This is a genomic window from Bacillus sp. FSL E2-0195 (assembly GCF_038003645.1).
GTDB classification, from domain to species: Bacteria; Bacillota; Bacilli; order Bacillales; family Bacillaceae_G; genus Bacillus_A; species Bacillus_A mycoides.
Genome location: NZ_JBBOPN010000001.1, coordinates 4,168,332 through 4,194,300, shown reverse-complemented (window position 1 = coordinate 4,194,300; position 25,969 = coordinate 4,168,332). Strand labels below are relative to the sequence as shown.

The following is a 25,969-nucleotide window of genomic DNA, read 5'->3' as shown; positions in this document are numbered from 1 at the left end:
CGTTTCCGTTGACAATTGAATGTCAATTTTGGTAAGTTATTAATAGATTTAGCACTCGAAGACAAAGAGTGCTAACAGAGGTGATGATGAGATGCTTACGGAACGTCAGCTCTTAATTTTACAAACAATTGTTGATGACTTTATTGGATCAGCGCAACCAGTTGGTTCGAGGACGTTGGCTAAGAAAGATGAAATTACGTTTAGTTCAGCTACTATTCGAAATGAAATGGCTGATTTAGAAGAATTAGGATTTATTGAAAAAACGCATAGTTCTTCTGGGCGTGTTCCTTCTGAAAAAGGATACCGATTTTATGTAGACCATCTTTTAGCGCCGCAAAACTTACCGACCGATGAAATTGTACAAATTAAAGATTTATTTGCTGAAAGAATTTTTGAAGCAGAAAAAATTGCACAACAATCAGCTCAAATTTTATCAGAGCTTACGAATTATACGGCCATTGTTCTTGGTCCCAAATTGAGCACAAATAAACTTAAAAATGTACAAATTGTACCGCTTGATCGTCAAACAGCAGTCGCTATTATTGTAACAGATACAGGGCATGTGCAAAGTAAAACGATTACCGTTCCGGAATCTGTTGATTTATCAGATTTAGAAAAAATGGTTAATATTTTAAATGAAAAGCTATCTGGTATACCTATGGCAGAACTTCATAATAAAATCTTTAAAGAGATTGTTACAGTCTTGCGTGGGTATGTTCATAATTACGATAGTGCAATAAAAATGTTAGATGGTACATTTCAAGTCCCTTTATCGGAAAAGATATACTTTGGAGGAAAAGCAAATATGCTTTCGCAACCAGAGTTCCATGACATTCACAAAGTAAGATCTTTGCTGACGATGATTGATAATGAGGCTGCGTTTTATGACATTTTGCGTCATAAACAAGTCGGAATTCAAGTGAAAATTGGTAGAGAAAATTCTTCTACGGCAATGGAGGATTGCAGTTTGATTTCTGCAACGTATTCGATTGGAGAAGAGCAACTTGGAACAATTGCAATTTTAGGTCCGACGAGAATGCAATACTCTCGTGTAATTAGTTTACTGCAGTTATTTACAAGACAATTTACAGACGGACTTAAAAAGTAAATGAGAGTAATACATTCGCTCAAGTGATGAAATTTTCATTGCTGTGTGTAATATATAATGCTTAGGTAATCATGCTAAGCATGATACCTAATACCTTTTAAGGAGGTGAAAATTGTGGAAGAGCGTAACGAACAAGTGGTAGAAGAAGTGAAAGAAGCGCAAGTTGAAGAAGCTGTCACGCCAGAAAACAGTGAAAAAACTGTAGAAGAAAAAAGTGAGGCTGCTCTTTTACAAGAAAAAGTAGATGAGTTACAAGCGAAACTAACGGAAACGGAAGGTCGCACATTACGTCTACAAGCTGATTTTGAAAATTATAAGCGCCGTGTCCAAATGGATAAACAGGCTGCTGATAAATATAGAGCACAAAGTCTAGTTTCAGATATTTTGCCAGCTCTTGATAATTTTGAAAGAGCGATGCAAGTGGAAGCGACTGACGAGCAAACGAAATCCTTGTTACAAGGTATGGAAATGGTGCATCGTCAATTGCTAGAAGCGTTGACTAAAGAAGGTGTTGAAGCGATTGAAGCTGTTGGTAAACAGTTTGATCCGAATGAACACCAAGCTATTATGCAAGTGGAAGACAGTGAATTTGAATCAAACGCGGTAGTTGAAGAATTCCAAAAAGGTTATAAACTAAAAGACCGTGTGATTCGCCCATCAATGGTAAAAGTAAATCAATAATTTACATAAAAGTAGGAGGATTCGCCATGAGTAAAATTATCGGTATTGACTTAGGTACAACAAACTCTTGTGTAGCTGTTATGGAAGGTGGAGAACCAAAGGTTATCCCAAATCCAGAAGGAAACCGTACAACACCTTCTGTTGTAGCTTTCAAAAATGAAGAGCGTCAAGTTGGGGAAGTTGCGAAGCGTCAAGCAATTACAAACCCAAATACAATCATGTCTGTTAAACGTCATATGGGTACAGACTACAAAGTAGAAGTTGAAGGTAAAGATTTTACACCTCAAGAAATTTCTGCAATCATTTTACAAAACTTAAAAGCTTCTGCTGAAGCATACTTAGGTGAAACAGTAACGAAAGCTGTTATTACAGTACCTGCATACTTCAACGATGCAGAGCGTCAAGCAACGAAAGATGCTGGTCGTATCGCTGGTTTAGAAGTTGAGCGTATCATTAACGAACCAACAGCCGCAGCACTTGCTTACGGTTTAGAAAAACAAGATGAAGAGCAAAAAATCTTAGTATATGACTTAGGTGGCGGTACATTTGATGTATCTATCCTTGAGTTAGCAGACGGCACATTCGAAGTTATTTCAACTGCTGGTGACAACCGTCTTGGTGGAGATGACTTTGACCAAGTTATCATCGATCATTTAGTAGCTGAATTCAAAAAAGAAAATAGCATTGATTTAAGCCAAGATAAAATGGCACTTCAACGTCTGAAAGATGCAGCTGAAAAAGCGAAGAAAGATCTTTCTGGTGTAACACAAACACAAATTTCATTACCATTCATTAGTGCTGGAGCTGCTGGCCCATTACACTTAGAATTAACGTTAACAAGAGCTAAATTCGAAGAAATTTCAGCTGGTCTTGTTGAAAGAACATTAGAGCCAACTCGTCGTGCATTAAAAGACGCTGGTTTTGCTCCAAGCGAATTAGATAAAGTTATCCTTGTTGGTGGATCTACTCGTATCCCAGCTGTACAAGAAGCAATTAAACGTGAAACTGGTAAAGAGCCATACAAAGGTGTAAACCCAGATGAAGTTGTAGCATTAGGTGCTGCAGTTCAAGGTGGCGTACTTACTGGTGATGTAGAGGGCGTTCTATTATTAGACGTAACTCCACTCTCTTTAGGTATCGAAACTATGGGCGGTGTGTTCACGAAACTAATCGAGCGTAACACTACAATTCCGACAAGTAAGTCACAAGTATTCTCAACAGCTGCTGATAACCAACCAGCGGTAGACATTCACGTACTACAAGGTGAGCGTCCAATGTCAGCTGACAACAAAACGTTAGGTCGTTTCCAATTAACAGACCTTCCGCCAGCACCACGTGGAATTCCACAAATCGAAGTAACATTCGATATTGATGCGAACGGTATCGTTAACGTACGTGCAAAAGACTTAGGAACAAGCAAAGAGCAAACTATTACAATCCAATCTTCTTCAGGTCTTTCTGATGAAGAAGTAGATCGTATGGTACAAGAAGCTGAATCAAATGCTGATGCTGACCAAAAACGTAAGGAAGAAGTTGAACTTCGTAACGAAGCTGACCAACTTGTATTCCAAACAGACAAAGTTGTAAAAGATTTAGAAGGTAAAGTAGATGCAGCTGAAGTAGCGAAAGCAACGGAAGCGAAAGAAGCATTACAAGCGGCAATCGAGAAAAACGAACTTGAAGAAATCCGTGTGAAAAAAGATGCTCTTCAAGAAATCGTACAACAATTAACTGTTAAATTATACGAGCAAGCTCAAGCGGCTGCAGGGCAAGCAGAAGGTGCACAAGGAGCACAAGACGCTGGCGCGAAAAAAGATAATGTAGTAGACGCTGAGTTTGAAGAAGTAAAAGAAGACAAGTAATACAGTGAAATAAAATAAGTAAGATGACAAAAAGTCAAAGTCAAGCGTGCCTTGGCTTTGGCTTTTTTCACGAATAAGAAGAAATGTGTGAGGATCTTAAGTTTTTTATTTTGCATACTGTAAGTGAGGAAACTTTGTTGCAAAGCACTTTCTTTCGGTGTTAAAATTACGTTTATGTGAAAGATTCGGGGGTTGCAAATTTATGAATAAACGAGACTATTATGAGGTCCTTGGACTTAGCCAGGGCGCTTCAAAAGATGAAATTAAAAAAGCGTATCGTCGTTTGGCTAAAAAATATCATCCAGACGTAAGTAAAGAAGAAAATGCAATTGAAAAGTTTAAAGAAGTACAAGAGGCATACGAAGTATTGAGCGATGATCAAAAGCGTGCGCAGTATGATCAATTTGGTCACGCTGGTCCGAATCAAGGTTTCGGTGGCGGAGGAGACTTCGGCGGTGGCTTCGGTTTCGAAGATATCTTTAGTTCATTCTTTGGCGGTGGCGGCAGACGTCGTGATCCAAATGCTCCACGTCAAGGTGCTGATTTACAATATCAAGTTACTTTAGAGTTTGAAGAAGCTATTTTTGGTAAAGAATTAAACGTTGAGATTCCAGTGGAGGATCCATGTGATACTTGTAAGGGTAGTGGAGCAAAACCAGGGACTTCAAAAGAAACATGTAAACATTGTTCAGGATCAGGGCAAGTAAGTGTAGAACAAAATACACCATTTGGGCGTATTGTAAACCGTCAAGCTTGTGGACATTGTTCAGGAACAGGTCAAATGATTAAAGAGAAATGTACGACATGCCATGGTTCTGGTAAAGTTCGTAAACGTAAAAAAATCAATGTTAAAATTCCAGCGGGTATCGATAATGGTCAACAAATTCGTGTATCTGGAAAAGGTGAAGCAGGCGTAAATGGCGGACCGGCAGGTGACTTATATGTTGTTGTTCATGTGAGAAATCATGAATTCTTTGAACGCGAAGGGGATCACATTATTTGCGAAATGCCAATAACATTTGCGCAAATGGCACTTGGTGCGGAAGTAGAAGTTCCTACCGTTCATGGCAAAGTGAAGCTGAAAATTCCAGCTGGAACACAAACAGGAACAGAATTCCGCTTAAAAGGAAAAGGTGCTCCGAACGTACGTGGATATGGTCAAGGAGATCAATATGTAGTCGTTCGTGTTGTTGTGCCGACGAAATTAACTTCACATCAAAAAGATTTATTGCGTGAATTTGCAGGGCAAGAAGAGCAGGATGATAGCTTATTCAGAAAGCTTAAACGTGCTTTCAAAGGGGAATAATGGAAATAAAAAATGGAGTTGGTAAATTGTGAAATGGTCAGAAATTAGTATTCATACAACAGAAGAAGCAGTAGAAGCTGTCTCTCATATTTTGCATGAAGCAGGCGCTAGCGGGGTTGCGATTGAGGACCCAGCGGAGTTGACGAAAGAGCGCAAGCAACAATACGGTGAGATTTATGCACTTAACCCAGATGAATATCCAAGTGAGGGTGTTTTGGTAAAAGCATATTTCCCACAAACGGATTCTTTAAACGAAACGGTTGCAGGTGTAAAATCATCTATTGATGCACTACCATCTTTCGACATCGAAATTGGTAAAGGAACTATTACAATTAATGAAGTCGATGAGGAAGATTGGGCTACTGCTTGGAAGAAGTATTATCATCCAGTTCAAATTTCTGATACATTCACAATTGTGCCGACGTGGGAAGAGTATACACCGTCTTCTCCAGATGAAAAAATTATTGAATTAGATCCAGGTATGGCGTTTGGTACAGGGACACATCCAACAACGACGATGTGTATTCGTGCGTTAGAAAAAACGGTTCACCCAGGTGATACTGTGATTGATGTGGGGACAGGTTCGGGGGTACTTAGTATTGCTGCGGCAAAATTAGGTGCGGCTTCTGTTCAAGCGTATGATTTAGACCCAGTTGCAGTTGAAAGTGCAGAAATGAATGTGCGCTTAAATAAAACAGATGACATTGTCAATGTTGGACAGAATAGTCTATTAGAAGGTATTGAAGGTCCGGTTGATTTAATCGTAGCAAATTTACTAGCGGAAATCATTCTTCTATTCCCTGAAGATGCAGCGAGAGTTGTGAAGCCAGGTGGATTATTTATTACATCTGGTATTATTGGGGCGAAAGAAAAAGTAATTTCTGAAGCGTTAGAAACAGCTGGATTTTCAATTGAAGAAGTACTTCGAATGGAAGATTGGGTAGCAATTATTGCACGAAATGCGTAATATAGATTTTAGTCTATAAAGAACAGGGGAGTCTCTCACCGTATAAGGTGAGGGACTTACCGTTTGTTATATGAAAATGATAACGTTTCGTTCTTTTCGTAAGTGTTGACTTACGAAAGGAACGAAACTCTACTAAGGTGATTATATGCAACGTTATTTTGTAGAAGAGAAATATGTAAATGAGACAAGTATTCGCATAATGGGTGATGATGTCCATCATATCGCAAGAGTGATGCGTATGTCAGCTGGTGACCACATTTATTGCTGTGTAAATGGTAAAACAGCAGAGTGTTCAATTGCTGAAATTACCAGTGAATTTGTGGATACCACTATTGTAGAATGGGTAGAGGCGTCAAGCGAACTTCCTGTGTTCGTGACGATTGCAAGTGGACTGCCGAAAGGAGACAAGCTAGAGTTAATTTTTCAAAAAGGAACTGAGCTTGGGGCAGCTGCATTTTTACCATTTCAAGCATCTCGATCTATTGTAAAGTGGGATGCGAAAAAAGCAGATAAAAAAGTTGAGCGTTTGAAAAAAATTGTAAAAGAAGCTGCGGAACAATCGCATAGAAGTGAAATTCCAGAAGTACACGTTCCCTCATCATTTAAACAACTGCTGTCGATGAGTAGCGAGTATGATGTTTGTCTTGTTGCGTATGAGGAAGAAGCGAAACAAGGTGAGAAATCTAATTTTGCGAAAGCTTTAGCGACAATTAAACCAGGCCAAAAGCTGCTGATTGTATTTGGACCAGAAGGCGGTTTAGCGGAGGAAGAGATAACCGCACTTCGTGAACATAAATTTGTACCATGTAGTTTAGGACCAAGAATTTTAAGAACAGAAACGGCTCCGCTTTATGCGTTAAGTGCCGCTTCTTATCATTTTGAATTGATGGGGTGATAATCAATGGCAACTGTTGCGTTCCACACGTTAGGTTGTAAAGTAAACCACTATGAAACAGAAGCGATTTGGCAATTGTTTAAACAAGGTGGTTATGAAAGAACTGAATATGAAAAAAAATCTGATGTATACGTTATTAACACATGTACAGTAACGAATACTGGAGATAAAAAAAGCCGTCAAGTAATTAGACGTGCTGTACGTCAAAATCCAGATGCGGTAATTTGTGTAACGGGATGTTATGCACAAACATCTCCAGCGGAAATTATGGCGATTCCAGGTGTAGATATTGTTGTTGGTACGCAAGATCGTGAGAAGATGTTAGGATACATCGAAGAATTCCGTAAAGAGCGTCAACCAATTAATGCTGTCCGCAATATTATGAAAGCACGTGTATATGAAGAGCTCGATGTACCATATTTCACGGACCGTACACGTGCATCTTTAAAAATACAAGAAGGTTGTAATAACTTCTGTACATTTTGCATCATTCCTTGGGCGCGTGGTTTAATGCGTTCTCGTGATGGAAAAGAAGTTATTAAACAAGCGCAGCAATTAGTAGATGCGGGCTATAAAGAAATCGTATTAACAGGTATTCATACAGGTGGGTACGGTGAAGATATAAAAGAGTATAACTTAGCTGGATTACTGCGCGATATGGAAGCGGAAGTAGGCGGATTGAAACGCCTTCGTATTTCTTCTATTGAGGCGAGTCAAATTTCTGATGAAGTAATTGAAGTGTTAGATAAATCAGAAGTAGTTGTACGTCATTTGCATATTCCATTACAGTCAGGATCTAATACTGTATTGAAACGTATGCGCCGTAAGTATACGATGGAATTTTTCCAAGAGCGTTTAGATCGTTTGAAAGAAGCGTTACCAGGTCTTGCGATTACATCAGACGTAATTGTTGGATTTCCAGGCGAAACAGAAGAGGAATTCATGGAAACGTACAATTTCATTAAAGAGAATCGTTTCTCTGAATTACACGTTTTCCCTTATTCGAAACGTACAGGTACTCCAGCAGCACGTATGGAAGATCAAGTTCCTGAAGACGTGAAGAACGATCGTGTTCACCGTCTAATTGAGCTATCAAATCAATTAGCGAAAGAGTATGCTTCTAGATTTGAAGGTGAAGTACTTGAAATCATTCCGGAAGAGACATTTAAAGATGGTGACCGTGAAGGTTTATATGTAGGTTATACAGATAACTACTTAAAAATTGTGTTTGAAGGATCTGAAGAATTGATTGGTAAGCTAGTAAAAGTGAAAATTACAAAAGCTGGTTATCCATATAACGAAGCGCAGTTTGTTCGTGTTCTTGAAGATGATGTAAAAAAAGAATCAGCAAGCGCATAAAATGAAACTTTAATCAGTGGGGGATTTTGTTCATTCACGCTGATTATCAGCCTGACCCCACCTAAGTTTTTTGCTTTCGCTGAATTTTGAGGTGGGGGTCTTACTGTCCTGGCAAATAGCGGGATAAAAAGCATGCAAACGGAAATAATTTGCATGCTTTCTTTTTTTTTGGGGAGAAGTTAAGTACTGAAAAGGCAGGTACGTTGAATGAGTAGTTATTTAATGCTTTCTTGTATTAAAAAAGGTGTAATGATAAAAAATATAGTTGTCTTCAGGGGAAAAGGATAATAGCTATCTACATAGCTTTTGAACAGGTAAGGGCATCTATTCTTCTTTTATTCTGCCAAATAGTTGACCTGAAGTGATAAAATGTATTATAATCGTAAAAGACATGCTGAAGAAGGGTTTCTTTTTGCATGCTGAAATTAGTATGTAAGTGTGATGTTTCGGAGGGAGGGAAAGAGAATGTCAAAAACAGTCGTTCGTAAAAACGAGTCTTTGGAGGATGCACTTCGCCGTTTTAAAAGATCGGTTTCTAAAACTGGTACACTTGCTGAAGCAAGAAAGCGCGAGTTTTATGAAAAGCCAAGTGTAAAACGTAAGAAGAAATCTGAAGCGGCAAGAAAGCGTAAGTTCTAAGAGAGGGTGTAAGTTATGAGTCTTCTCGGTCGTTTAAACGATGATATGAAACAAGCGATGAAGAATAAACAAAAAGAAAAATTAACCGTTATTCGTATGGTTAAGGCTGCTTTACAAAATGAAGGTATTAAACTGCAACATACTCTTACTGAAGAAGAGGAATTAACAGTTTTAGCTCGTGAAGTAAAACAGTATAAGGACTCCCTCCTTGAATTTAAAAAAGCTGGTCGTGAAGACCTTGTTGATAAACTGCAAAGTGAAATTCAGATTTTAAGCGCATATTTGCCGGAGCAATTAACGGAAGAAGAACTAGCGGATATAATTAAGCAAGTTATTTCTGAAGTTGGTGCTACATCTAAAGCAGATATGGGTAAAGTGATGACTGCTGTTATGCCGAAAGTAAAAGGTAAAACAGACGGATCACTTGTGAATAAGCTGGTTATCCAGCTATTAGCATAAAAAAGCGTCTCATTTCGTATGAGACGTTTTTTTATGCTTTTTTCAGTTTGGACGTGATATTACAAGCTCTTTTTTCATACATATGGGATGAGAGGGGGTCTTTTGAGATGAAAAAAATAGAACAAATGAAGAATTGGTTAACGAAGCAAATAGACCTGCCAGTGGATGTGTTAATGGATCTACCTCGGATCACGCTTGTTGGGCAAGTACATATCTATATAGAAAATCATCGAGGATTATTAGTGTTTTCAGATAAAGAGGTAAGATTGCTATTGAAACATGGTCAATTATTAATTAAAGGTCAATCCTTTGTTATTAAAACAATCCTTCCAGAAGAACTGTTGCTTGAAGGGATTATTGAACAAGTGACGTTTTTAGAAAATGAAAAGAAAGAGGAGTGAGGAGAAACTTCCGTTTGTGGAGTTTTTCTTCGTTACCTTGTATTAACAGGCGGTAACGTTCTGGCCTCAATATTCGGTTCGTACAAAGAGGATAGGTGGGAATTGAGTTCCACGTAAAAAATTGGCTCGTGAAGGTTAATTATTAGTGAGGATCAAGGAATCTGCTAATTAAAATTTTAGTACGAGCTAGTTTGATAATCGAATTGAAAAGTAGTGTATCTACTTTTAGAAAGGTAGTGGAGATAGTCGATGAAAAATAAATGGTTTATAAAATGGCTTGGGTATGTAAAGGTGCGAATTGAAGGTAGAGGAGCGGAACGCTTTGTTAACGAGTGTGTGCGGAAGAAATTACTCGTTTGGGATGTAAAGAAGATAGCTGATGAAACGTTAGTTTTTTGTATGTTATTACGAGATGTGAAAAAGATAAAACCAATTTATAGAAAAAATGAATGTAAATTATATTTTATTGGACGTTACGGTTTTCCTTTTTGGAATAAGCGTGTAATTAAAAATAGTGGATTTTTAATTGGGTTTTTAATATTTTTTTTCGGAATGATCGCATTGTCAAATATGGTGTGGAAAATTGAAATTACAGGAGCAAAACCTGAAACGGAATATATATTGATGAAAGAATTGGACAAAATGGGTATAAAAAAAGGTAAATTACAATTCCAAATGCCGAGTGTAGAAGATGTTCAACGTCATTTGACAGACAATATTAATGCGATTACTTGGGCGGGATTAGAAATAAGAGGGACAACATATCATTTTAAGATTGTTGAAAAAAATGAACCGAAAAAAGAAAGTGAACAACAGCCACAAAACTTAGTAGCAAAAAAAGAAGGGATTATTACAAAAACATTTGTGGAAGTTGGGAAGCCGGTTGTCATGAAAAATGACCATGTAGAAAAGGGGCAACTTCTCGTATCCGGGATGTATGGTAATGAGGAGAATCCGACAGTTGTTTCGGCTAAAGGGATTGTATATGGAGAAACGTGGTATAAATCTGAGGTGGATGTTCCGTTAAAGACACAATTTCAAGTGTATACTGGTAATTCATACAATGAACATTTCCTTAAATTTGGGAGTACTAAAATAAAAATATGGGGATTTCTAAAGGATAAGTATAAGCGCTCTCGTACTGAAAGTGTAAAACATGATGTGAAATTATTTGGATTTACATTACCAATTGCATACGAGAAAGATATTGTACGAGAAGAGGAAGAAGCGAACCGAGAATATACCGAAAAACAAGCAATGAAAGTAGCGAAAGAGATGGCAGAAAAAGAACTGAAGAAAAAATTGGATGAACATGCTATGATTGTAAGTGATAACATTTTGAGTAAAGAGGTTGAGGCGGATCACCTAAAGGTCACATTACATTATACAGTGATTGAAAATATTGCAGAGCCACAACCAATATCTGAATCCGATATTCAAGGAGACTGAGTAATGGCAGAACAATTAGTAGAAATGAACCAACAATTGGAAAATCCCAACGAAGCAATCGCTCTTTTTGGGGTAAATGATGCTCATTTAAAAGTAATTGAACGAGAACTTAGTGTATCGATTGTGACTAGAGGAGAATCTGTTCGTGTATCTGGGGCAGATGAAACTGTGGTGCTCGTAGAAAAAATCTTACAACAGTTACTTGTTGTTATCCGTAAAGGTGTATCAATTTTGGAAAGAGATGTTGCGTATGCGATTCAGCTTGGGCAACAAGGGAAAATTGCTCAATTCGAAGAATTATATGAAGAGGAAATTTTTAAAACGGCAAAAGGTAAATCCATTCGTGTGAAAACGATGGGGCAAAGACGATATATTCATGCAATGAAAAAGAATGATATTGTATTTGGGATAGGACCTGCTGGGACAGGAAAAACATACTTAGCCGTAGTAATGGCTGTGAGAGCTTTAAAGCAAGGGTATGTAAAGAAAATTATTTTAACAAGACCTGCTGTAGAAGCTGGAGAGAGCTTAGGGTTTTTACCAGGTGATTTGAAAGAAAAAGTAGATCCGTATTTACGTCCACTATATGATGCGTTACATGATATTCTTGGACAAGAATATACACAACGTATGATGGAACGTGGTGTAATTGAAATTGCACCTCTTGCTTATATGAGAGGGCGTACTCTTGATGATTCATTTGTTATATTAGATGAGGCGCAAAATACAACTGGTGTTCAAATAAAAATGTTTTTAACACGATTAGGTTTTAGTTCTAAAATGGTTATTACGGGGGATCCCTCACAGCTAGACTTGCCAAAAGGGGTAAAGTCAGGTCTTTCTATTGCTGCTAATATTTTATCTGGTGTATCAGGTCTTTCGTTCATAACACTGGAACAAACAGACGTTGTGAGACACCCATTAGTGCAACGTATTATTGAGGCATATGATAAAATGGAATGATCCTATTTGTCAGGATCATTTCTTTTTGTATGATAAGGTTGGCGAATGACATATTTTTTACTATCATTAAAGACGAGGGAAATAAACTATAGGTGATAGTGGATAAAAATGTTGTCCAAAAAGTATCGTTACCTAGAAGAAATGAAAGCTATAAATAGTTTCACTTTATTTCTGGAGAGGAGAAGGTATTGAAATCATGTCAAGATCTCAAGAAATTTCTAAGTGGTTTCGTAATTTACAACATTCGAAAAAACTAAGTTGGATTTCTTACGTTTTATTAGGGGCAGTGCTGTTTTTTGCACTTATGAATAATGTAAAACCAGAGCAATTAGATGTTACAACATATTCTATTGCGAAAAAAACAATCCATTCTCCTATTAAAATTGAAGATAAAGTTACAACGGACAAAAAGAAAAAAGAAGCCGCTACAAAAGTTGAAGATCAATATACATATAAAAGTGAGTATAAACAAAATAAAGTGGATATTGTGAATGACGTCTTTGCTAAAGTAGATGAAGTGATACAAGAGATTAAAGCGGTTGGACCGGATGAGCAAAAAAAGATTACTGATGCTGAAAAATTGGACAAGTTGAAAAAAAAATTGCCTACTGATTTAACGAAAGAATTATCTGATTCAAACTTACTAAACTTAATTAATGCGGATTCGAACCAATTAGTATTAGCGAAAGATGCAACAGTTACAGCTATTAATAGTATCATGACTGAGCATGTTAAAATGGATGAATTGAAGGATGCGAAGGAACGATATGTAAGTGAGATGAATAGTGTTAATGTTGATAATGGTTTAAAGGAATCTATTAAGGCGTTAGGGAAATATGCGATTTCTGCAAACTATTTTTATGATCCGACCTTAACAAAAGAGAAGAGAAAAGCGGAAGAAGATTTAGTTCCACCTGTTTATATTCTTCAAGGGCAAGTCCTTGTTAGAGAAGGTGAAACGATTTCAAGTGATATGTACAATCAGTTGAAATTAGTTGGCCTGTTAGAAAAAGGGAACAGTTTTCAACCCTATGTTGGGTTAGCGGTACTCATTGGTGTGCTATTGTACTTTATGCATAAGCAGTTTGAAGTGTTTTTACAGCGGAAAAGAGAAGATAGGCCGTATGTCTTAGCGTATATTACAATTTTGTCTATCACGATTGTTTTAATGAAAATCATTAGTTTGTTTCAAAAGCTTGAGTATGCAGGAATCGCGTATGTTGTTCCAGTTGCAATGGGAACAATACTTGTAAAATTAATGATTGGTGATCGATTTGTATTTTTAACGAGTATGATCTTTTCTGTATGCGGAAGTATTATGTTTAATGAAGGTGTAACGAGTACACTGAATTATAGTGTGGGGATTTATGTTTTATTAAGTTCATTATCAGTTAGTATTTTCTTGAGAGAAAAAAATCGTCGTACGATGATTTTACAAGCTGGTATACTCGTTTCTGTATTAAATGTAGTCGTATTAGCGGCTTTGCTATTATTACGTAACGGGAATTTTTCGCCTCTTGAAATTGGGGTGCAATTATTAATGGCTGCTGTTTCGGGTATTATCTCTTCTGTTCTAGCTATGGGGATTTTACCGTATTTAGAAAGTGGTCTTGGGATTGTATCGAGTATGAAATTGATGGAACTTTCAAGTCCGAATCACCCGCTTTTGCGTAAAATTTTATTAGAAGCACCAGGTACATATCACCATAGTGTAATGGTAGCTAATCTCTCAGAAGCTGCTTGTGAAGCAGTTGGAGCAAATGGAGTATTAGCGCGTGTAGGGGCGTATTATCATGATGTAGGGAAAACGGTACAACCACAGTTTTTTATTGAAAACCAAATGGGTATTGAAAACCCGCATGATAGATTAGACCCTGTAACGAGCAAAGATATTATAATTGCTCATGTAACCGATGGGGTGAGAATGTTAGAAGAACACCATATACCTCAAGAAATTATCGATATTGCTGGTCAGCATCATGGTACAACGTTACTTAAATATTTTTATTATAATGCGATTAAAGAAGATAAAGAGAAATATACGGAGGAAATGTTCCGCTATCCAGGATCAAAAGCAACTTCTAAAGAGTCGGCGATCGTTGGTATTGCTGATAGTGTGGAAGCGGCGGTACGTTCGATGAACCATCCAACACCAGATCAGATTAATAATTTAGTGCAAAGTATTATTAAAGATCGCCTGCAAGATGGTCAATTTAGTGAATGTGATTTGACATTTAAGGAACTACAAATCGTTGGAAAAACGTTATGTGAAACGTTAAATGGTATTTTCCATTCCCGTATTACATATCCGGAACCGCCGGAAGAAAAGGAGAAAGAATGAGTTTATTAATTGATTTTATTGATGAAACAGAAGAAGTGAAAGACGAATATATAAGTTTGATTCGAGGTTTAGTAGAGAAAGCAGCCCAAATGGAGAACATAGAAGAAGGTGCAGAATTATCGGTTACATTTGTAGATAATGAACGTATTCGTGAAATAAACCGTGATTACCGAGATAAGGATCAGCCTACGGACGTTATTTCTTTTGCTATGGAAGAAATGGGAGAAGGCGAAATGGAAATTGTCGGTGCAGAGATGCCGCGTATGTTAGGAGATCTTATTATTTCTATTCCAAGAGCAAAAGAACAAGCTGAAGAATATGGACATTCTTTTGATCGAGAACTTGGGTTTTTAGCACTACATGGCTTTTTGCATTTGCTTGGTTATGATCATATCACAGAAGAAGATGAGAAAGAAATGTTTGGAAGACAAAAAGAAATTTTAGAGGCCTTTGGATTAGGACGATGAAAACAGGAAAACTTTTAGATAGTTTTGGATATGCTATAGCTGGTATATACTTTTGTCTTCGTCATGAACGAAATATGAAAATTCATTATTTAGCCGCAGTCATCGTTATATGCTGCGGCTTTTATTTCCATATTACAACAATGGAATGGATTGTCGTACTTATTGTGATAGGGATTGTAATGAGTTTAGAGATGGTGAATACGGCTATTGAAAAAACAGTAGACTTAGCAACCACCGATATTCATCCGGTTGCAAAAATTGCAAAGGATGTTGCAGCAGGGGCAGTTTTATTATTTGCAATTATAGCTGCTGTAATTGGTGCTATTATCTTTTTACCGTATATGGTATAGTTGCATTCCGAAGCTTTTATTAAGCTTTGGGAGCGCCGTGAAGGCCTTTAATGAAAGAGTGTATCTATTCACATCTATGAACGGAAAGGATGCGGGAATATGAATAGCAAACAATTAATTCAAGAAGCAACCGAAGCGCGTAAACGAGCGTACGTACCATATTCTAAATTTCAAGTAGGTGCAGCTTTACTAACTCAGGATGGAAAAATATATCGTGGATGTAATGTTGAAAATGCATCATATGGTTTATGTAACTGTGCAGAACGAACAGCTTTATTTAAGGCAATTTCTGAAGGGGATAACGAGTTTGTAGCTATTGCAGTCGTAGCGGATACAAAGCGTCCAGTACCTCCTTGTGGAGCATGTCGACAAGTTATGATAGAATTATGTAAACAGGATACGAAAGTATACCTATCAAACTTACATGGTGATGTTCAAGAGACAACAGTCGGAGAATTGTTACCAGGAGCATTTTTAGCGGAGGATTTACATGAATAGAAAAGGTTATAAATCAGGTTTTGTCTCTATTATTGGCAGACCGAATGTTGGGAAATCTACATTTTTAAATCGTATTATTGGCCAAAAAATTGCCATTATGAGCGATAAGCCACAAACAACTCGTAATAAAATTCAAGGTGTATATACAGAAAATGATTCACAAGTAGTTTTCATTGATACACCAGGAATACATAAACCTAAACATAAACTAGGCGATTTCATGGTGAAGATGGCTCAAACGACATTAAAAGAAGTTGATATTGTTTTGTTTATGGTCAATGCAACTGAAGGATATGGTCGTGGTGAGGAATTTATTATTGAGAAATTACAAGAAACGAAACAACCGGTATTTTTGGTAATTAATAAAATTGACCAACTTCATCCAGAGCAATTGCTGGAGTTGATTGATCAATATCGTAAATTATATGAGTTCGCGGAGATTGTGCCAATTTCTGCATTGGACGGTAATAACGTTGAAGCGTTAATCGGAGCAATTAAAAAGTATTTACCAGAAGGACCGCAATATTACCCGGATAATCAAGTAACGGATCATCCAGAGCGATTTATTATTTCAGAGCTTATTCGTGAAAAAGTATTACATTTAACACGTGAAGAAGTACCGCATTCTGTAGCGGTTGTTATTGATGCAATTCAAAAGCGTGAGGGCGGAGCGGTTTATATAAACGCAACGATTGTTGTTGAACGTGCATCACAAAAAGGAATTATTATAGGTAAGCAAGGGAAGATGTTAAAAGAAGTCGGTAAGAGAGCTCGTTTTGACATTGAAGCACTTCTTGGTTCTAAAGTATTTTTAGAAGTATGGGTGAAAGTGCAAAAAGATTGGCGTAATAAGATGTCACAGCTTCGTGACCTTGGTTTCCGTGAAGACGAGTATTAATATGAAGTAAAGTTGTGATCAGTGGATGTTTTGTTCATCCGCTGATTATTGGTTTTTATGAACCTTGATAAATTAGGAAAAATTTTTCTCACATGAAAATGAACAAAATGGGTCAACTTAATAACAACAAAAGAAATTGGTTTATAGGCTACGCTTATTGAGAAAGGTGGATTCTTATGCTAGATTTTACCTGGAAGTTTTTCTCCAAAACAGGAAGCATTGAAACGTATTTGCTTTTGAAAGAAATGGAAAAAGACGTAAACGATGAGATGGATCAACATGAAGAGGAGTTAGCGCATCTAGACTCTCCAATTTCTTGACCCGTTTTGTTCAAACCTTGGATGGTGACGAACATGTTTCAAAAAGTTGAGGGCATTGTTATCCGTACGACAGATTACGGAGAAACAAATAAGATTGTTACAATATACTCGCGGGAATTTGGTAAGGTAAGTGCAATGGCAAGAGGGGCGAAAAAGCCGAAGAGTCGGTTAGCAGCTATTTCGCAACTTATGACACATGGTCATTTTCTTATTCAAATGGGATCTGGACTTGGAACTTTGCAACAAGGCGAGATTATTTCATCTATGAAAGAAATTCGCGAGGATATATTTTTAACTGCTTATGCATCATTTATTATTGAATTAACCGATAAAGCAACAGAAGATAAGAAGCATAATCCGTATTTATTTGAAATGTTATATCAAACGTTGCATTATATGTGTGAGGGTGTTGATCCAGAAGTATTATCATTAATTTATCAAACGAAAATGCTTCCGGTATTAGGGATGCGCCCGTACTTTGATACATGTGCTATTTGTCATCAAGAAACAGATTTTGTCGCCTTCTCTGTCCGGGAAGGCGGTTTTCTGTGCTCGCGTCATGCGGAGCAAGATCCGTATCGTATTCCGGTGGGAGAGGCTGTTCATAAATTATTACGTCTCTTTTTTCACTTTGATTTACACCGGCTCGGTAATGTATCGGTGAAGGATAGTACAAAAAAACAAATGCGCACAGTATTGAATACATATTATGACGAATATTGTGGGATTTATTTGAAAACAAGGCGTTTCTTGGAACAACTTGATAAGTTTCAAATATAAAAAGGGCCGTATACGGTCCTTTTTACATACTTTCTTTTTCGAATAGCATATTTAGTATATAATATTTAAGAGATAGTATAACTTTTTTCGTTGTGCATTAAAGGTGGTGATTATCATAGAGCTGAATAAACGGCAAGAGCATATCATTCAGATTGTAAAAGATCACGGTCCTATTACAGGGGAGTCAATTGCTGGGCAATTGGGTTTAACACGTGCAACGCTAAGACCAGACTTAGCAATTTTAACGATGGCTGGTTATTTAGAAGCGCGTCCACGTGTAGGTTATTTTTATACGGGTAAAACCGGGGGACAGCTATTATCTGAAGCTGTTAAGAAAATTAAAGTGCAAGATTATCAATCTAGACCGGCTGTAATTGATAAAAATGTATCAGTATACGATGCAATCTGTACTATGTTTCTAGAGGACGTTGGTACATTATTTGTTGTAGATCAAGCTACTTTATTAGTTGGCGTTGTATCTCGTAAAGATTTATTACGAGCTAGCTTAGGAAAGCAGGATTTAACCTCTCTTCCGGTTAATATTATCATGACAAGGATGCCAAACATTGCGATGTGTCGCAGGGAGGATTCTTTATATGATATTGCGATGGAATTAATAGAAAGACAGATTGATGCGATGCCGGTTGTGAAGGATACGAAACAAGGTTTAGAAGTGATTGGACGAATTACAAAAACAAATATTACACGTGCGTTTGTAAATTTAGTAAATAACGAATAAGTGTAATTTGTTTAAAGTGAGGTAATGTAATGGATAATAAAATCGTATATGTCGTATCTGACTCTGTAGGAGAAACGGCTGATTTGGTTGTTAGAGCGGCAATGGGACAGTTCCCATTCGCTCCTGATATTAGGCGTGTACCGTATGTAGAAGATACAGGGACATTAAAAGAAGTAATCTCGATTGCCAAGAGCAATCAAGCGCTTATTTGTTTTACGTTAGTAAAGCCTGATATGCGTCAATATTTATTGGCAGAAGCGGCAAAAGAAGGAGTAGAGGCATACGATATTATCGGACCTCTTATCGATCAAATTGAAGAAATTACAGGGCAAGTACCAAGGTATGAGCCAGGTGTCGTTCGAAGATTAGATGAAGAGTACTTTAAAAAAATTGAAGCGATTGAATTTGCAGTTAAGTATGATGATGGTAGGGATGCACGTGGTATTTTAAAAGCTGATATCGTGTTGATTGGAATTTCACGTACATCAAAAACACCACTTTCACAATATTTAGCGCATAACAAACGTTTGAAAGTTGCTAATGTACCACTTGTACCGGAAGTGGATCCGCCTGAGGAATTATATCAAGTGGCAAAAGAGAAATGTTTCGGTTTGAAAATTATACCAGATAAGTTAAATCATATTCGAAAAGAACGATTGAAATCACTTGGATTAAGTGATGGAGCAACATATGCAAATATTAATCGTATTCAAGAAGAAATTGATCATTTTGAGGAAGTAATTAGTAAAATAAATTGTCAAGTGATTGATGTATCAAATAAGGCAATTGAAGAAACAGCAAATATTATTGTGAATGCAGTGCAAAACCAAAAAATGTTTTAGCACATTTACCAAAGGTGAATGTGCTTTTTTCGCTCGTGAGAAGGCGTTAGAGGAAGATGCGAAGTAGAGCATGAACTTTTGGCTTAGTAATAGAATATAGCGGAATGGTTATACTTATATTCTTCTGTTTTTTAATTATGCTAAAGGAACGATTTCGTTATCTTTAAGTGTAAGATGAAAATTAAAGGGATATGTAGCGTAGTTGAAGAAAATATATTATAATAAAAAATTGTGATAAAAACCTATATTTTACGTTTAGACTTTAATTTTTCAGAATAAACTAGGGATAGGATTTTCGAAAAAGACATGTATTTACGTTAAATCGACAAAATCTAGACAAGAAAACGCACATTATGGAAGGATTCACAGAAGGGATGTAGAATACAGAAATATGCAAAACATCAGATAAGATATTATTTGATGCAGATGCGTATCCCGTGAAGAATGCAATTGTGCAAGTTGGAACAAAATTTTATGTCGAAATTTTGTTTGTCGTATCCTATGCTCATCGTTCAAGAAAACAGCAAGGTAATTGGGTCTATGTAGATTCTGAGCAAGATGAAGTTGACTGTTATATTTATTAACATGCAAAAGCTACAGATCTCATGATCATACAGGCTATAGTGCTTCTTGCTAGTCTTCTTGTGAAAAAGGAGTATATGTATTGTCTCCAGGAGATACATTTGTAACAGATGAGCAAATGTATACAATTTTATATAGTAGTATGTATCTGCGAATTTACGTAGACTGGGGACTTATACGAAAGGTCCAAAATCGTTTACACAATGTGATCGACAGTACTTTCTAACAAATTTAGAAAAATATTGTCGAATTATAAAGGAATCTTTTAATTTATATCGAATACAAAATACGACACGGAGATGGAGTTATGGGGAACAGAATTCCTGAAGAAGTTGTTGAACAGATTCGGACATCATCCGATATTGTAGAAGTGATTGGTGAGTATGTTCAACTTAGAAAGCAGGGGCGTAACTATTTCGGCCTTTGTCCATTTCATGGTGAGAATTCTCCTTCATTCTCTGTTTCATCTGATAAGCAAATTTTTCATTGTTTCGGATGTGGAGAAGGTGGAAATGTATTTTCTTTTCTTATGAAAATGGAAGGACTTGCTTTCACAGAGGCTGTTCAAAAGCTTGGCGAAAGAAATGGAATTGCAGTTGCAGAATATAAATCAGGGCAAGGACAACAACAACAAGAAGACATATCTGATGACACTGTCATCATGCAACAGGCTCATGAACTTTTGAAAAAGTATTATCATCATTTATTAGTAAATACAGAAGAAGGAAATGAAGCACTTTCATATTTATTAAAACGTGGTATTACAAAAGAGATGATTGAGAAATTTGAAATTGGTTATGCATCACAAGCTTGGGATGCAGCAACGAAAATTTTACAAAAAAGAGGTTTGTCGCTATCTAGTATGGAACAGGCTGGCCTTCTTGTAAGAAGTGAGAAGGATGGCAGTCATTATGACCGCTTCCGCGGAAGAGTTATGTTTCCGATTTATACTTTACAAGGTAAGGTGATAGCGTTTAGTGGAAGGGCATTAGGCGATGACACTCCGAAATATTTGAATAGTCCTGAAACACCGATTTTTTACAAAAGTAAGCTGTTGTATAATTTCCACCAAGCAAGGCCGTTTATTAGAAAACGTGGGCAGGTTGTCCTTTTTGAAGGTTATGCCGATGTACTAGCCGCGGTGAAAAGTGGTGTGGAAGAAGCTGTTGCGACAATGGGAACAGCTTTAACTGAAGAACAAGCGAAACTTCTGCGACGTAACGTTGAAACTGTTGTTCTTTGCTATGATGGTGATAAAGCAGGGCGAGAAGCGACGATGAAAGCAGGGCAATTACTATTGCAAGTTGGTTGCCAAGTGAAAGTTACATCCTTGCCAGATAAGCTTGACCCTGATGAATATGTGCAACAATATGGGACAACCGCTTTTGAAAATCTTGTGAAATCAAGTATAAGTTTTGTTGGTTTCAAAATAAATTATTTGCGTTTAGGGAAAAATTTGCAAGATGAGTCTGGCAAAGAAGAATATGTAAAAAGTGTTTTAAAAGAGTTATCATTGCTACAGGATGCGATGCAGGCGGAATCATATTTAAAATCATTATCGCAAGAATTTTCGTATTCAATGGAAACACTTTTGAATCAATTGCACCAATATCGCAAAGAACAAAAGGTACAGCAAAAACAAATAAAGCAGGTTTCTAAGCCATCTCAAATTGTTCAAACGAAACCGAAATTAACAGGTTTTGAAAGGGCAGAAAGAGAAATTATTTACCATATGTTGCAAAGTGCAGAAGTGACAGTGCGTATGGAACCTCATATAGAAGATTTTTATACAGAAGAACATAAAGGGATTTTATATGAACTATACGCATATTATGAAAAGGGAAATGAACCTTCAGTCGGAACATTTTTAAGTTGGCTCTCTGATGAAAAGTTGAAAAATATTATTACTGATATTTCGACGGATGAATTTATTAATCCAGAGTACACAGAAGAAGCGTTACAAGGTCATTTGGAGGCGCTAAGACGCCATAAAGAAAAACTTGAAAAGATGGAAATTATCTTTAAAGTAAAACAAATGGAAAAAACAGATCCTGTAGAGGCTGCTAAATATTATGTGGCATATTTACAAAGTCAAAAAGCAAGAAAATAGCTTTTTCGATAAAGTTTTAGTATAATGAATGTTTGTATCTCGCGTAAGGAGGGGAACAGATGGCTGATAAACCAGCTCGTTCTAAACAAATTGAAACTGAAATGACCCTTGAGCAAGTGAAAGAACAACTCACTGAGCTCGGAAAAAAACGTGGCGTTCTTACATATGAAGAGATTGCAGAACGCATGAATGGATTTGAAATTGAATCCGATCAAATGGATGAATACTATGAATATTTAGGTGAACAAGGGATTGACTTAGTTGGTGACAATGACAACGACGAAGGTCCTAATAATCGTCAAATTACAAAAACGGAAGAAGAATTTGACCTTAATGATTTAAGTGTGCCGCCAGGTGTGAAAATCAATGACCCTGTTCGTATGTACTTAAAAGAAATTGGTCGTGTAGACTTACTATCTGCTGAAGAAGAAATTCGACTTGCGACACGTATTGAAGAAGGCGATGAAGAAGCAAAACGCCGTCTTGCAGAAGCAAACTTACGTCTTGTAGTAAGTATTGCAAAGCGTTACGTGGGCCGTGGTATGCTTTTCTTAGACTTAATCCAAGAAGGAAATATGGGTCTAATTAAGGCAGTTGAAAAGTTCGACTACCGTAAAGGTTTTAAATTTAGTACGTATGCAACTTGGTGGATTCGCCAAGCTATTACACGTGCGATTGCAGACCAAGCGCGAACAATTCGTATTCCAGTTCATATGGTTGAAACAATTAATAAGTTAATCCGTGTACAACGTCAATTATTACAAGATCTAGGACGCGAACCATCTCCTGAAGAGATTGGTGAAGAAATGGATCTTGCTCCAGAAAAAGTACGCGAAATCTTAAAGATTGCACAGGAGCCAGTTTCTCTTGAAACACCAATTGGTGAAGAAGACGACTCCCATTTAGGTGACTTTATCGAAGATCAAGAAGCAACATCGCCTGCGGACCATGCAGCGTATGAATTGCTAAAAGAACAATTAGAAGATGTGTTAGATACACTAACAGATCGTGAAGAAAATGTTCTGCGTCTTCGTTTTGGTTTAGATGATGGACGAACTCGTACGCTTGAAGAAGTTGGGAAAGTATTCGGCGTAACGAGAGAACGTATTCGTCAAATTGAAGCGAAAGCACTTCGCAAATTAAGACATCCAAGCCGTAGTAAGCGTCTTAAGGATTTCTTAGAATAGGCTACCTTTAAGTTTACTTCACTTTTGTGAAGTAAACTTTTTTGTTTTGTTAATTTTTGTTAAAATTTAGCTATCGGCAACGATTACAATTTCTTGTAATTTATTTTACAGAATTGTCTTTTGATTTGCAAATGCTCATTTTTCGATTTTTCGATTTATTTTGTTTATTATATACAAAATAATATGTAGAAAAGTAAAAAATATGATGAGAAACGTTAGTAATTATCGAAATAATATGCGATATAATAGTGAAAATCAATAAAATGAATTTACGGAATATTTTTAACAAGTAGTAGTTTGCTCTTTTCTGATAGGGCGTTTTCAAGTACAATATAAATGACTGAATCATCTAACTATTTAGCGGTATAGAGGGGGGAGAAGAGATATGAAACGTAATCCGTTGATTCCGTTCGCTCTTATTGCAGCATTAGGTATTATCGTTATGTTTGTATTTTCATTTCAGGGGCTAAATAAATCTAAAGAGTTAGCTGATGCAAAAAATGGTGGGAAACCAGCACAAACAGCATCAAAGCCAGAGGATATTGTAAAGCAAAGCTGTACGAGCTGTCATGGTGATCAGTTACAAGGAGCGGTAGGCCCTAATTTACAAAAAATTGGTGGGAAACTTTCAAAAGATGAAATTAAAGAAGTTATTTCAAAAGGAAAAGGAAATATGCCGCCAAATATAGTTCCAGCTGATCAAGCGGCAAAAGTAGCTGATTGGTTATCGAAGAAAAAATAAAGTATAGAAAAACAAGCCTTTTGCTTTTTGCAAAAGGCTTGTTTTTCTATACTATCTAAAATACGATTAGTAATAGAGAATTGAAGTATTGTTATGGACTTGCAACAACTACTATAAATTCATTATCATGGAGACAGACTGAGAAGAGAAGGAGTAATGGAAATACATGAATGAAGTAAAGCTTTCGAAACGATTAGAAGAAGTTGTGAGGGAGATTCCGGTAGGCTCTACAGTAGCTGATATTGGATCGGATCATGCGTATTTACCGTGTTATACAATTATAAATAATATTGCTACAAAAGCAGTTGCAGGAGAGGTTGTAGATGGACCGTTTCGCTCTGCACAAGCAACTGTAGCTGAAAGTGGCTTACAAGATAAAGTAGACGTTCGTAAAGGGAATGGATTAGCTGTTATAGTGCCAGGAGAAGTAGATGTTATTACGATTGCTGGTATGGGTGGAGCGTTAATTCGTGACATTTTAGAAAGTGGTAAAGAAAAATTAGAAGGTGTAACACGTTTAATCTTACAGCCGAATATTGCAGCACACCATATCCGTGAATGGTTTATTGAAAATGGATGGGAGCTTATCCGTGAGAAAATTGTAATAGAAGACGGAAAGATTTACGAGATTTTAGTCGGAGAGCGAGGAGATACTGCAGTACCTTACTCTGAAAATAAACAAGCTGAATTGTTTATGGGTCCATTTTTAATAAAAGAAAAAAGTGAAGCTTTTGTTGAAAAGTGGGAAGGGGAATTGAAAAACTTCCAAAATATTTTAAAACAGTTAGAACGTGCAGCAGAGTCTGAAGAGACAAAAGCGAAGCGTGCAGAAGTAGAAGCGAAAATGAAAATGATAGGAGAGGTTTTATCATGAGTAAAATTCCGAATGGTCATGAAATTATTTCTTTGTTTGAAGGTATGTATCCGAAGCATTTAGCGATGGAAGGGGATAAGATTGGCTTACAGATTGGAGCGCTTAATAAACCTGTCCAGCACGTATTAATCGCGTTAGATGTAACTGAGGAAGTTGTGGACGAGGCGATCCAATTAGGAGCGAATATCATTATAGCGCACCATCCTTTAATCTTTAATCCATTAAAAGCGATTCATACAGATAAGGCGTACGGAAGAATTATTGAAACGTGTATTAAAAATGATATTGCGGTTTATGCCGCACATACAAATGTAGATATTGCTAAGGGCGGGGTAAATGATTTACTTGCTGATGCGTTAGGGTTACAAAATACAGAAGTATTAGCTCCTACATATGCAGAAGAAATGAAAAAAATTGTTGTATTTGTTCCAGTAACCCATGCAGAAGAAGTGCGCAAAGCTCTTGGAGATGCGGATGCAGGTCATATCGGTAATTATAGCCACTGTACGTTCGGTAGCGAAGGGGTAGGTACGTTTATCCCTCAAGAAGGTACAAATCCTTATATCGGAGAAACTGGGCAGTTAGAACGTGTGGAAGAGATACGTGTCGAAACGATTATTCCAGCTTCATTACAAAGAAAGGTTATTAAAGCGATGTTGGCAGCCCATCCATATGAAGAAGTGGCATATGATGTATATCCGCTTGATAATAAAGGTGAAACATTAGGTCTTGGTAAAATAGGGTATTTACAAGAAGAAATGACGCTTGAGCAGTTTGCTTTACATGTGAAACAATCATTACATGTAAAGGGTGCAAGAGTTGTTGGAAAGTTAGATGATAAGGTGCGTAAAGTAGCTGTACTTGGTGGTGACGGTAATAAATATATAAACCAAGCGAAATTTAAAGGAGCAGATGTATATGTAACAGGTGATATGTATTATCATGTTGCTCACGATGCGATGATGATTGGTTTAAATATAGTCGATCCAGGACATAACGTTGAAAAAGTAATGAAGCAAGGTGTACAAAAACAATTGCAAGAAAAAGTAGATGTGAAGAAATTCAATGTACACATTCACGCTTCGCAGTTACATACAGATCCATTCACATTTGTATAAGAAAAATAAAAACCGTTGCTCATGTAGGCAAC

26 protein-coding genes are annotated in these 25,969 nt (G+C 36.9%); all 26 read left to right on the top strand.

The window, feature by feature from the left end; genetic code table 11:
• The first annotated feature begins 91 nt into the window (after positions 1–91).
• The 26 genes from hrcA to MHH59_RS21495 all read left to right on the top strand — a co-directional run bounded on the left by hrcA (position 92) and on the right by MHH59_RS21495 (position 25,937).
• Positions 92–1,108, top strand: a complete 1,017-nt coding sequence (gene hrcA / locus MHH59_RS21620; RefSeq protein ID WP_002015201.1) for a heat-inducible transcriptional repressor HrcA — start codon at positions 92–94, stop codon at positions 1,106–1,108.
• Between the two features lie 114 nt (positions 1,109–1,222).
• Positions 1,223–1,789 (top strand): nucleotide exchange factor GrpE, encoded by a 567-nt coding sequence (grpE, locus tag MHH59_RS21615; RefSeq protein WP_000392715.1) that lies wholly within the window; start codon positions 1,223–1,225, stop codon positions 1,787–1,789.
• Positions 1,790–1,815: 26 nt separating this feature from the next.
• The gene (gene dnaK / locus MHH59_RS21610; protein WP_002015198.1) at positions 1,816–3,651 is read left to right on the top strand and encodes a chaperone protein DnaK; all 1,836 of its coding nucleotides are present in this window, start codon (positions 1,816–1,818) and stop codon (positions 3,649–3,651) included.
• Between the two features lie 202 nt (positions 3,652–3,853).
• Positions 3,854–4,957, top strand: coding sequence for a chaperone protein DnaJ (gene dnaJ, locus MHH59_RS21605; protein WP_002129144.1), 1,104 nt, complete (start codon positions 3,854–3,856; stop codon positions 4,955–4,957).
• 28 nt (positions 4,958–4,985) lie between these two features.
• Positions 4,986–5,924 (top strand): 50S ribosomal protein L11 methyltransferase, encoded by a 939-nt coding sequence (prmA, locus tag MHH59_RS21600; protein WP_002129142.1) that lies wholly within the window; start codon positions 4,986–4,988, stop codon positions 5,922–5,924.
• A gap of 145 nt (positions 5,925–6,069) precedes the next feature.
• Positions 6,070–6,819, top strand: a complete 750-nt coding sequence (locus MHH59_RS21595; RefSeq protein ID WP_002015195.1) for a 16S rRNA (uracil(1498)-N(3))-methyltransferase — start codon at positions 6,070–6,072, stop codon at positions 6,817–6,819.
• A gap of 6 nt (positions 6,820–6,825) precedes the next feature.
• Positions 6,826–8,178: a tRNA (N(6)-L-threonylcarbamoyladenosine(37)-C(2))-methylthiotransferase MtaB gene (mtaB, locus tag MHH59_RS21590; protein ID WP_078177912.1), complete on the top strand. Its 1,353-nt coding sequence runs from the start codon at positions 6,826–6,828 to the stop codon at positions 8,176–8,178.
• 465 nt (positions 8,179–8,643) lie between these two features.
• Complete coding sequence (rpsU, locus tag MHH59_RS21585) at positions 8,644–8,817, top strand: 30S ribosomal protein S21 (protein WP_000048061.1); 174 nt, start codon at positions 8,644–8,646, stop codon at positions 8,815–8,817.
• A gap of 15 nt (positions 8,818–8,832) precedes the next feature.
• Positions 8,833–9,276: a GatB/YqeY domain-containing protein gene (locus MHH59_RS21580; RefSeq protein ID WP_000054578.1), complete on the top strand. Its 444-nt coding sequence runs from the start codon at positions 8,833–8,835 to the stop codon at positions 9,274–9,276.
• Positions 9,277–9,383: 107 nt separating this feature from the next.
• Positions 9,384–9,677, top strand: a complete 294-nt coding sequence (yqfC, locus tag MHH59_RS21575; protein ID WP_002067170.1) for a sporulation protein YqfC — start codon at positions 9,384–9,386, stop codon at positions 9,675–9,677.
• A 249-nt stretch (positions 9,678–9,926) separates the two neighbouring features.
• Positions 9,927–11,126, top strand: a complete 1,200-nt coding sequence (yqfD, locus tag MHH59_RS21570; protein ID WP_002184946.1) for a sporulation protein YqfD — start codon at positions 9,927–9,929, stop codon at positions 11,124–11,126.
• A gap of 3 nt (positions 11,127–11,129) precedes the next feature.
• On the top strand, positions 11,130–12,089 hold the full coding sequence (locus tag MHH59_RS21565) for a PhoH family protein (protein ID WP_340852306.1): 960 nt from the start codon (positions 11,130–11,132) through the stop codon (positions 12,087–12,089).
• A 196-nt stretch (positions 12,090–12,285) separates the two neighbouring features.
• Positions 12,286–14,430: an HD family phosphohydrolase gene (locus MHH59_RS21560; RefSeq protein WP_340852304.1), complete on the top strand. Its 2,145-nt coding sequence runs from the start codon at positions 12,286–12,288 to the stop codon at positions 14,428–14,430.
• Complete coding sequence (ybeY, locus tag MHH59_RS21555; RefSeq protein WP_193656093.1) at positions 14,427–14,897, top strand: rRNA maturation RNase YbeY; 471 nt, start codon at positions 14,427–14,429, stop codon at positions 14,895–14,897. The genes MHH59_RS21560 and ybeY overlap by 4 nt, the downstream gene beginning before the upstream one ends.
• A complete protein-coding gene (locus tag MHH59_RS21550) occupies positions 14,894–15,247 on the top strand; it encodes a diacylglycerol kinase family protein (protein ID WP_002129138.1) in 354 nt (117 codons plus the stop codon). The genes ybeY and MHH59_RS21550 overlap by 4 nt, the downstream gene beginning before the upstream one ends.
• A gap of 99 nt (positions 15,248–15,346) precedes the next feature.
• Complete coding sequence (locus MHH59_RS21545) at positions 15,347–15,745, top strand: cytidine deaminase (protein ID WP_002015184.1); 399 nt, start codon at positions 15,347–15,349, stop codon at positions 15,743–15,745.
• Positions 15,738–16,643: a GTPase Era gene (gene era, locus MHH59_RS21540; protein ID WP_002088672.1), complete on the top strand. Its 906-nt coding sequence runs from the start codon at positions 15,738–15,740 to the stop codon at positions 16,641–16,643. Before MHH59_RS21545 ends, era begins: the two co-directional genes overlap by 8 nt.
• Before the next feature lie 176 nt (positions 16,644–16,819).
• Entirely contained in the window at positions 16,820–16,963 is a 144-nt protein-coding gene (locus MHH59_RS21535) for a YqzL family protein (protein ID WP_000883924.1), read from the top strand.
• A 33-nt stretch (positions 16,964–16,996) separates the two neighbouring features.
• Positions 16,997–17,743 (top strand): DNA repair protein RecO, encoded by a 747-nt coding sequence (gene recO / locus MHH59_RS21530; protein WP_002129136.1) that lies wholly within the window; start codon positions 16,997–16,999, stop codon positions 17,741–17,743.
• 106 nt (positions 17,744–17,849) lie between these two features.
• Positions 17,850–18,482: a helix-turn-helix transcriptional regulator gene (locus MHH59_RS21525; RefSeq protein ID WP_002015181.1), complete on the top strand. Its 633-nt coding sequence runs from the start codon at positions 17,850–17,852 to the stop codon at positions 18,480–18,482.
• Positions 18,483–18,511: 29 nt separating this feature from the next.
• Positions 18,512–19,324, top strand: coding sequence for a pyruvate, water dikinase regulatory protein (locus MHH59_RS21520; protein ID WP_002184948.1), 813 nt, complete (start codon positions 18,512–18,514; stop codon positions 19,322–19,324).
• A gap of 889 nt (positions 19,325–20,213) precedes the next feature.
• Complete coding sequence (gene dnaG / locus MHH59_RS21515) at positions 20,214–22,016, top strand: DNA primase (protein ID WP_002167658.1); 1,803 nt, start codon at positions 20,214–20,216, stop codon at positions 22,014–22,016.
• A gap of 59 nt (positions 22,017–22,075) precedes the next feature.
• Positions 22,076–23,203, top strand: a complete 1,128-nt coding sequence (gene rpoD, locus MHH59_RS21510) for an RNA polymerase sigma factor RpoD (protein WP_000764062.1) — start codon at positions 22,076–22,078, stop codon at positions 23,201–23,203.
• A 385-nt stretch (positions 23,204–23,588) separates the two neighbouring features.
• Positions 23,589–23,945: a cytochrome c550 gene (gene cccA / locus MHH59_RS21505; protein WP_002129130.1), complete on the top strand. Its 357-nt coding sequence runs from the start codon at positions 23,589–23,591 to the stop codon at positions 23,943–23,945.
• A gap of 166 nt (positions 23,946–24,111) precedes the next feature.
• Entirely contained in the window at positions 24,112–24,819 is a 708-nt protein-coding gene (locus MHH59_RS21500; RefSeq protein WP_002129129.1) for a tRNA (adenine(22)-N(1))-methyltransferase, read from the top strand.
• A complete protein-coding gene (locus tag MHH59_RS21495; protein WP_002129128.1) occupies positions 24,816–25,937 on the top strand; it encodes a Nif3-like dinuclear metal center hexameric protein in 1,122 nt (373 codons plus the stop codon). The genes MHH59_RS21500 and MHH59_RS21495 overlap by 4 nt, the downstream gene beginning before the upstream one ends.
• The last annotated feature ends 32 nt before the right edge of the window (positions 25,938–25,969 follow it).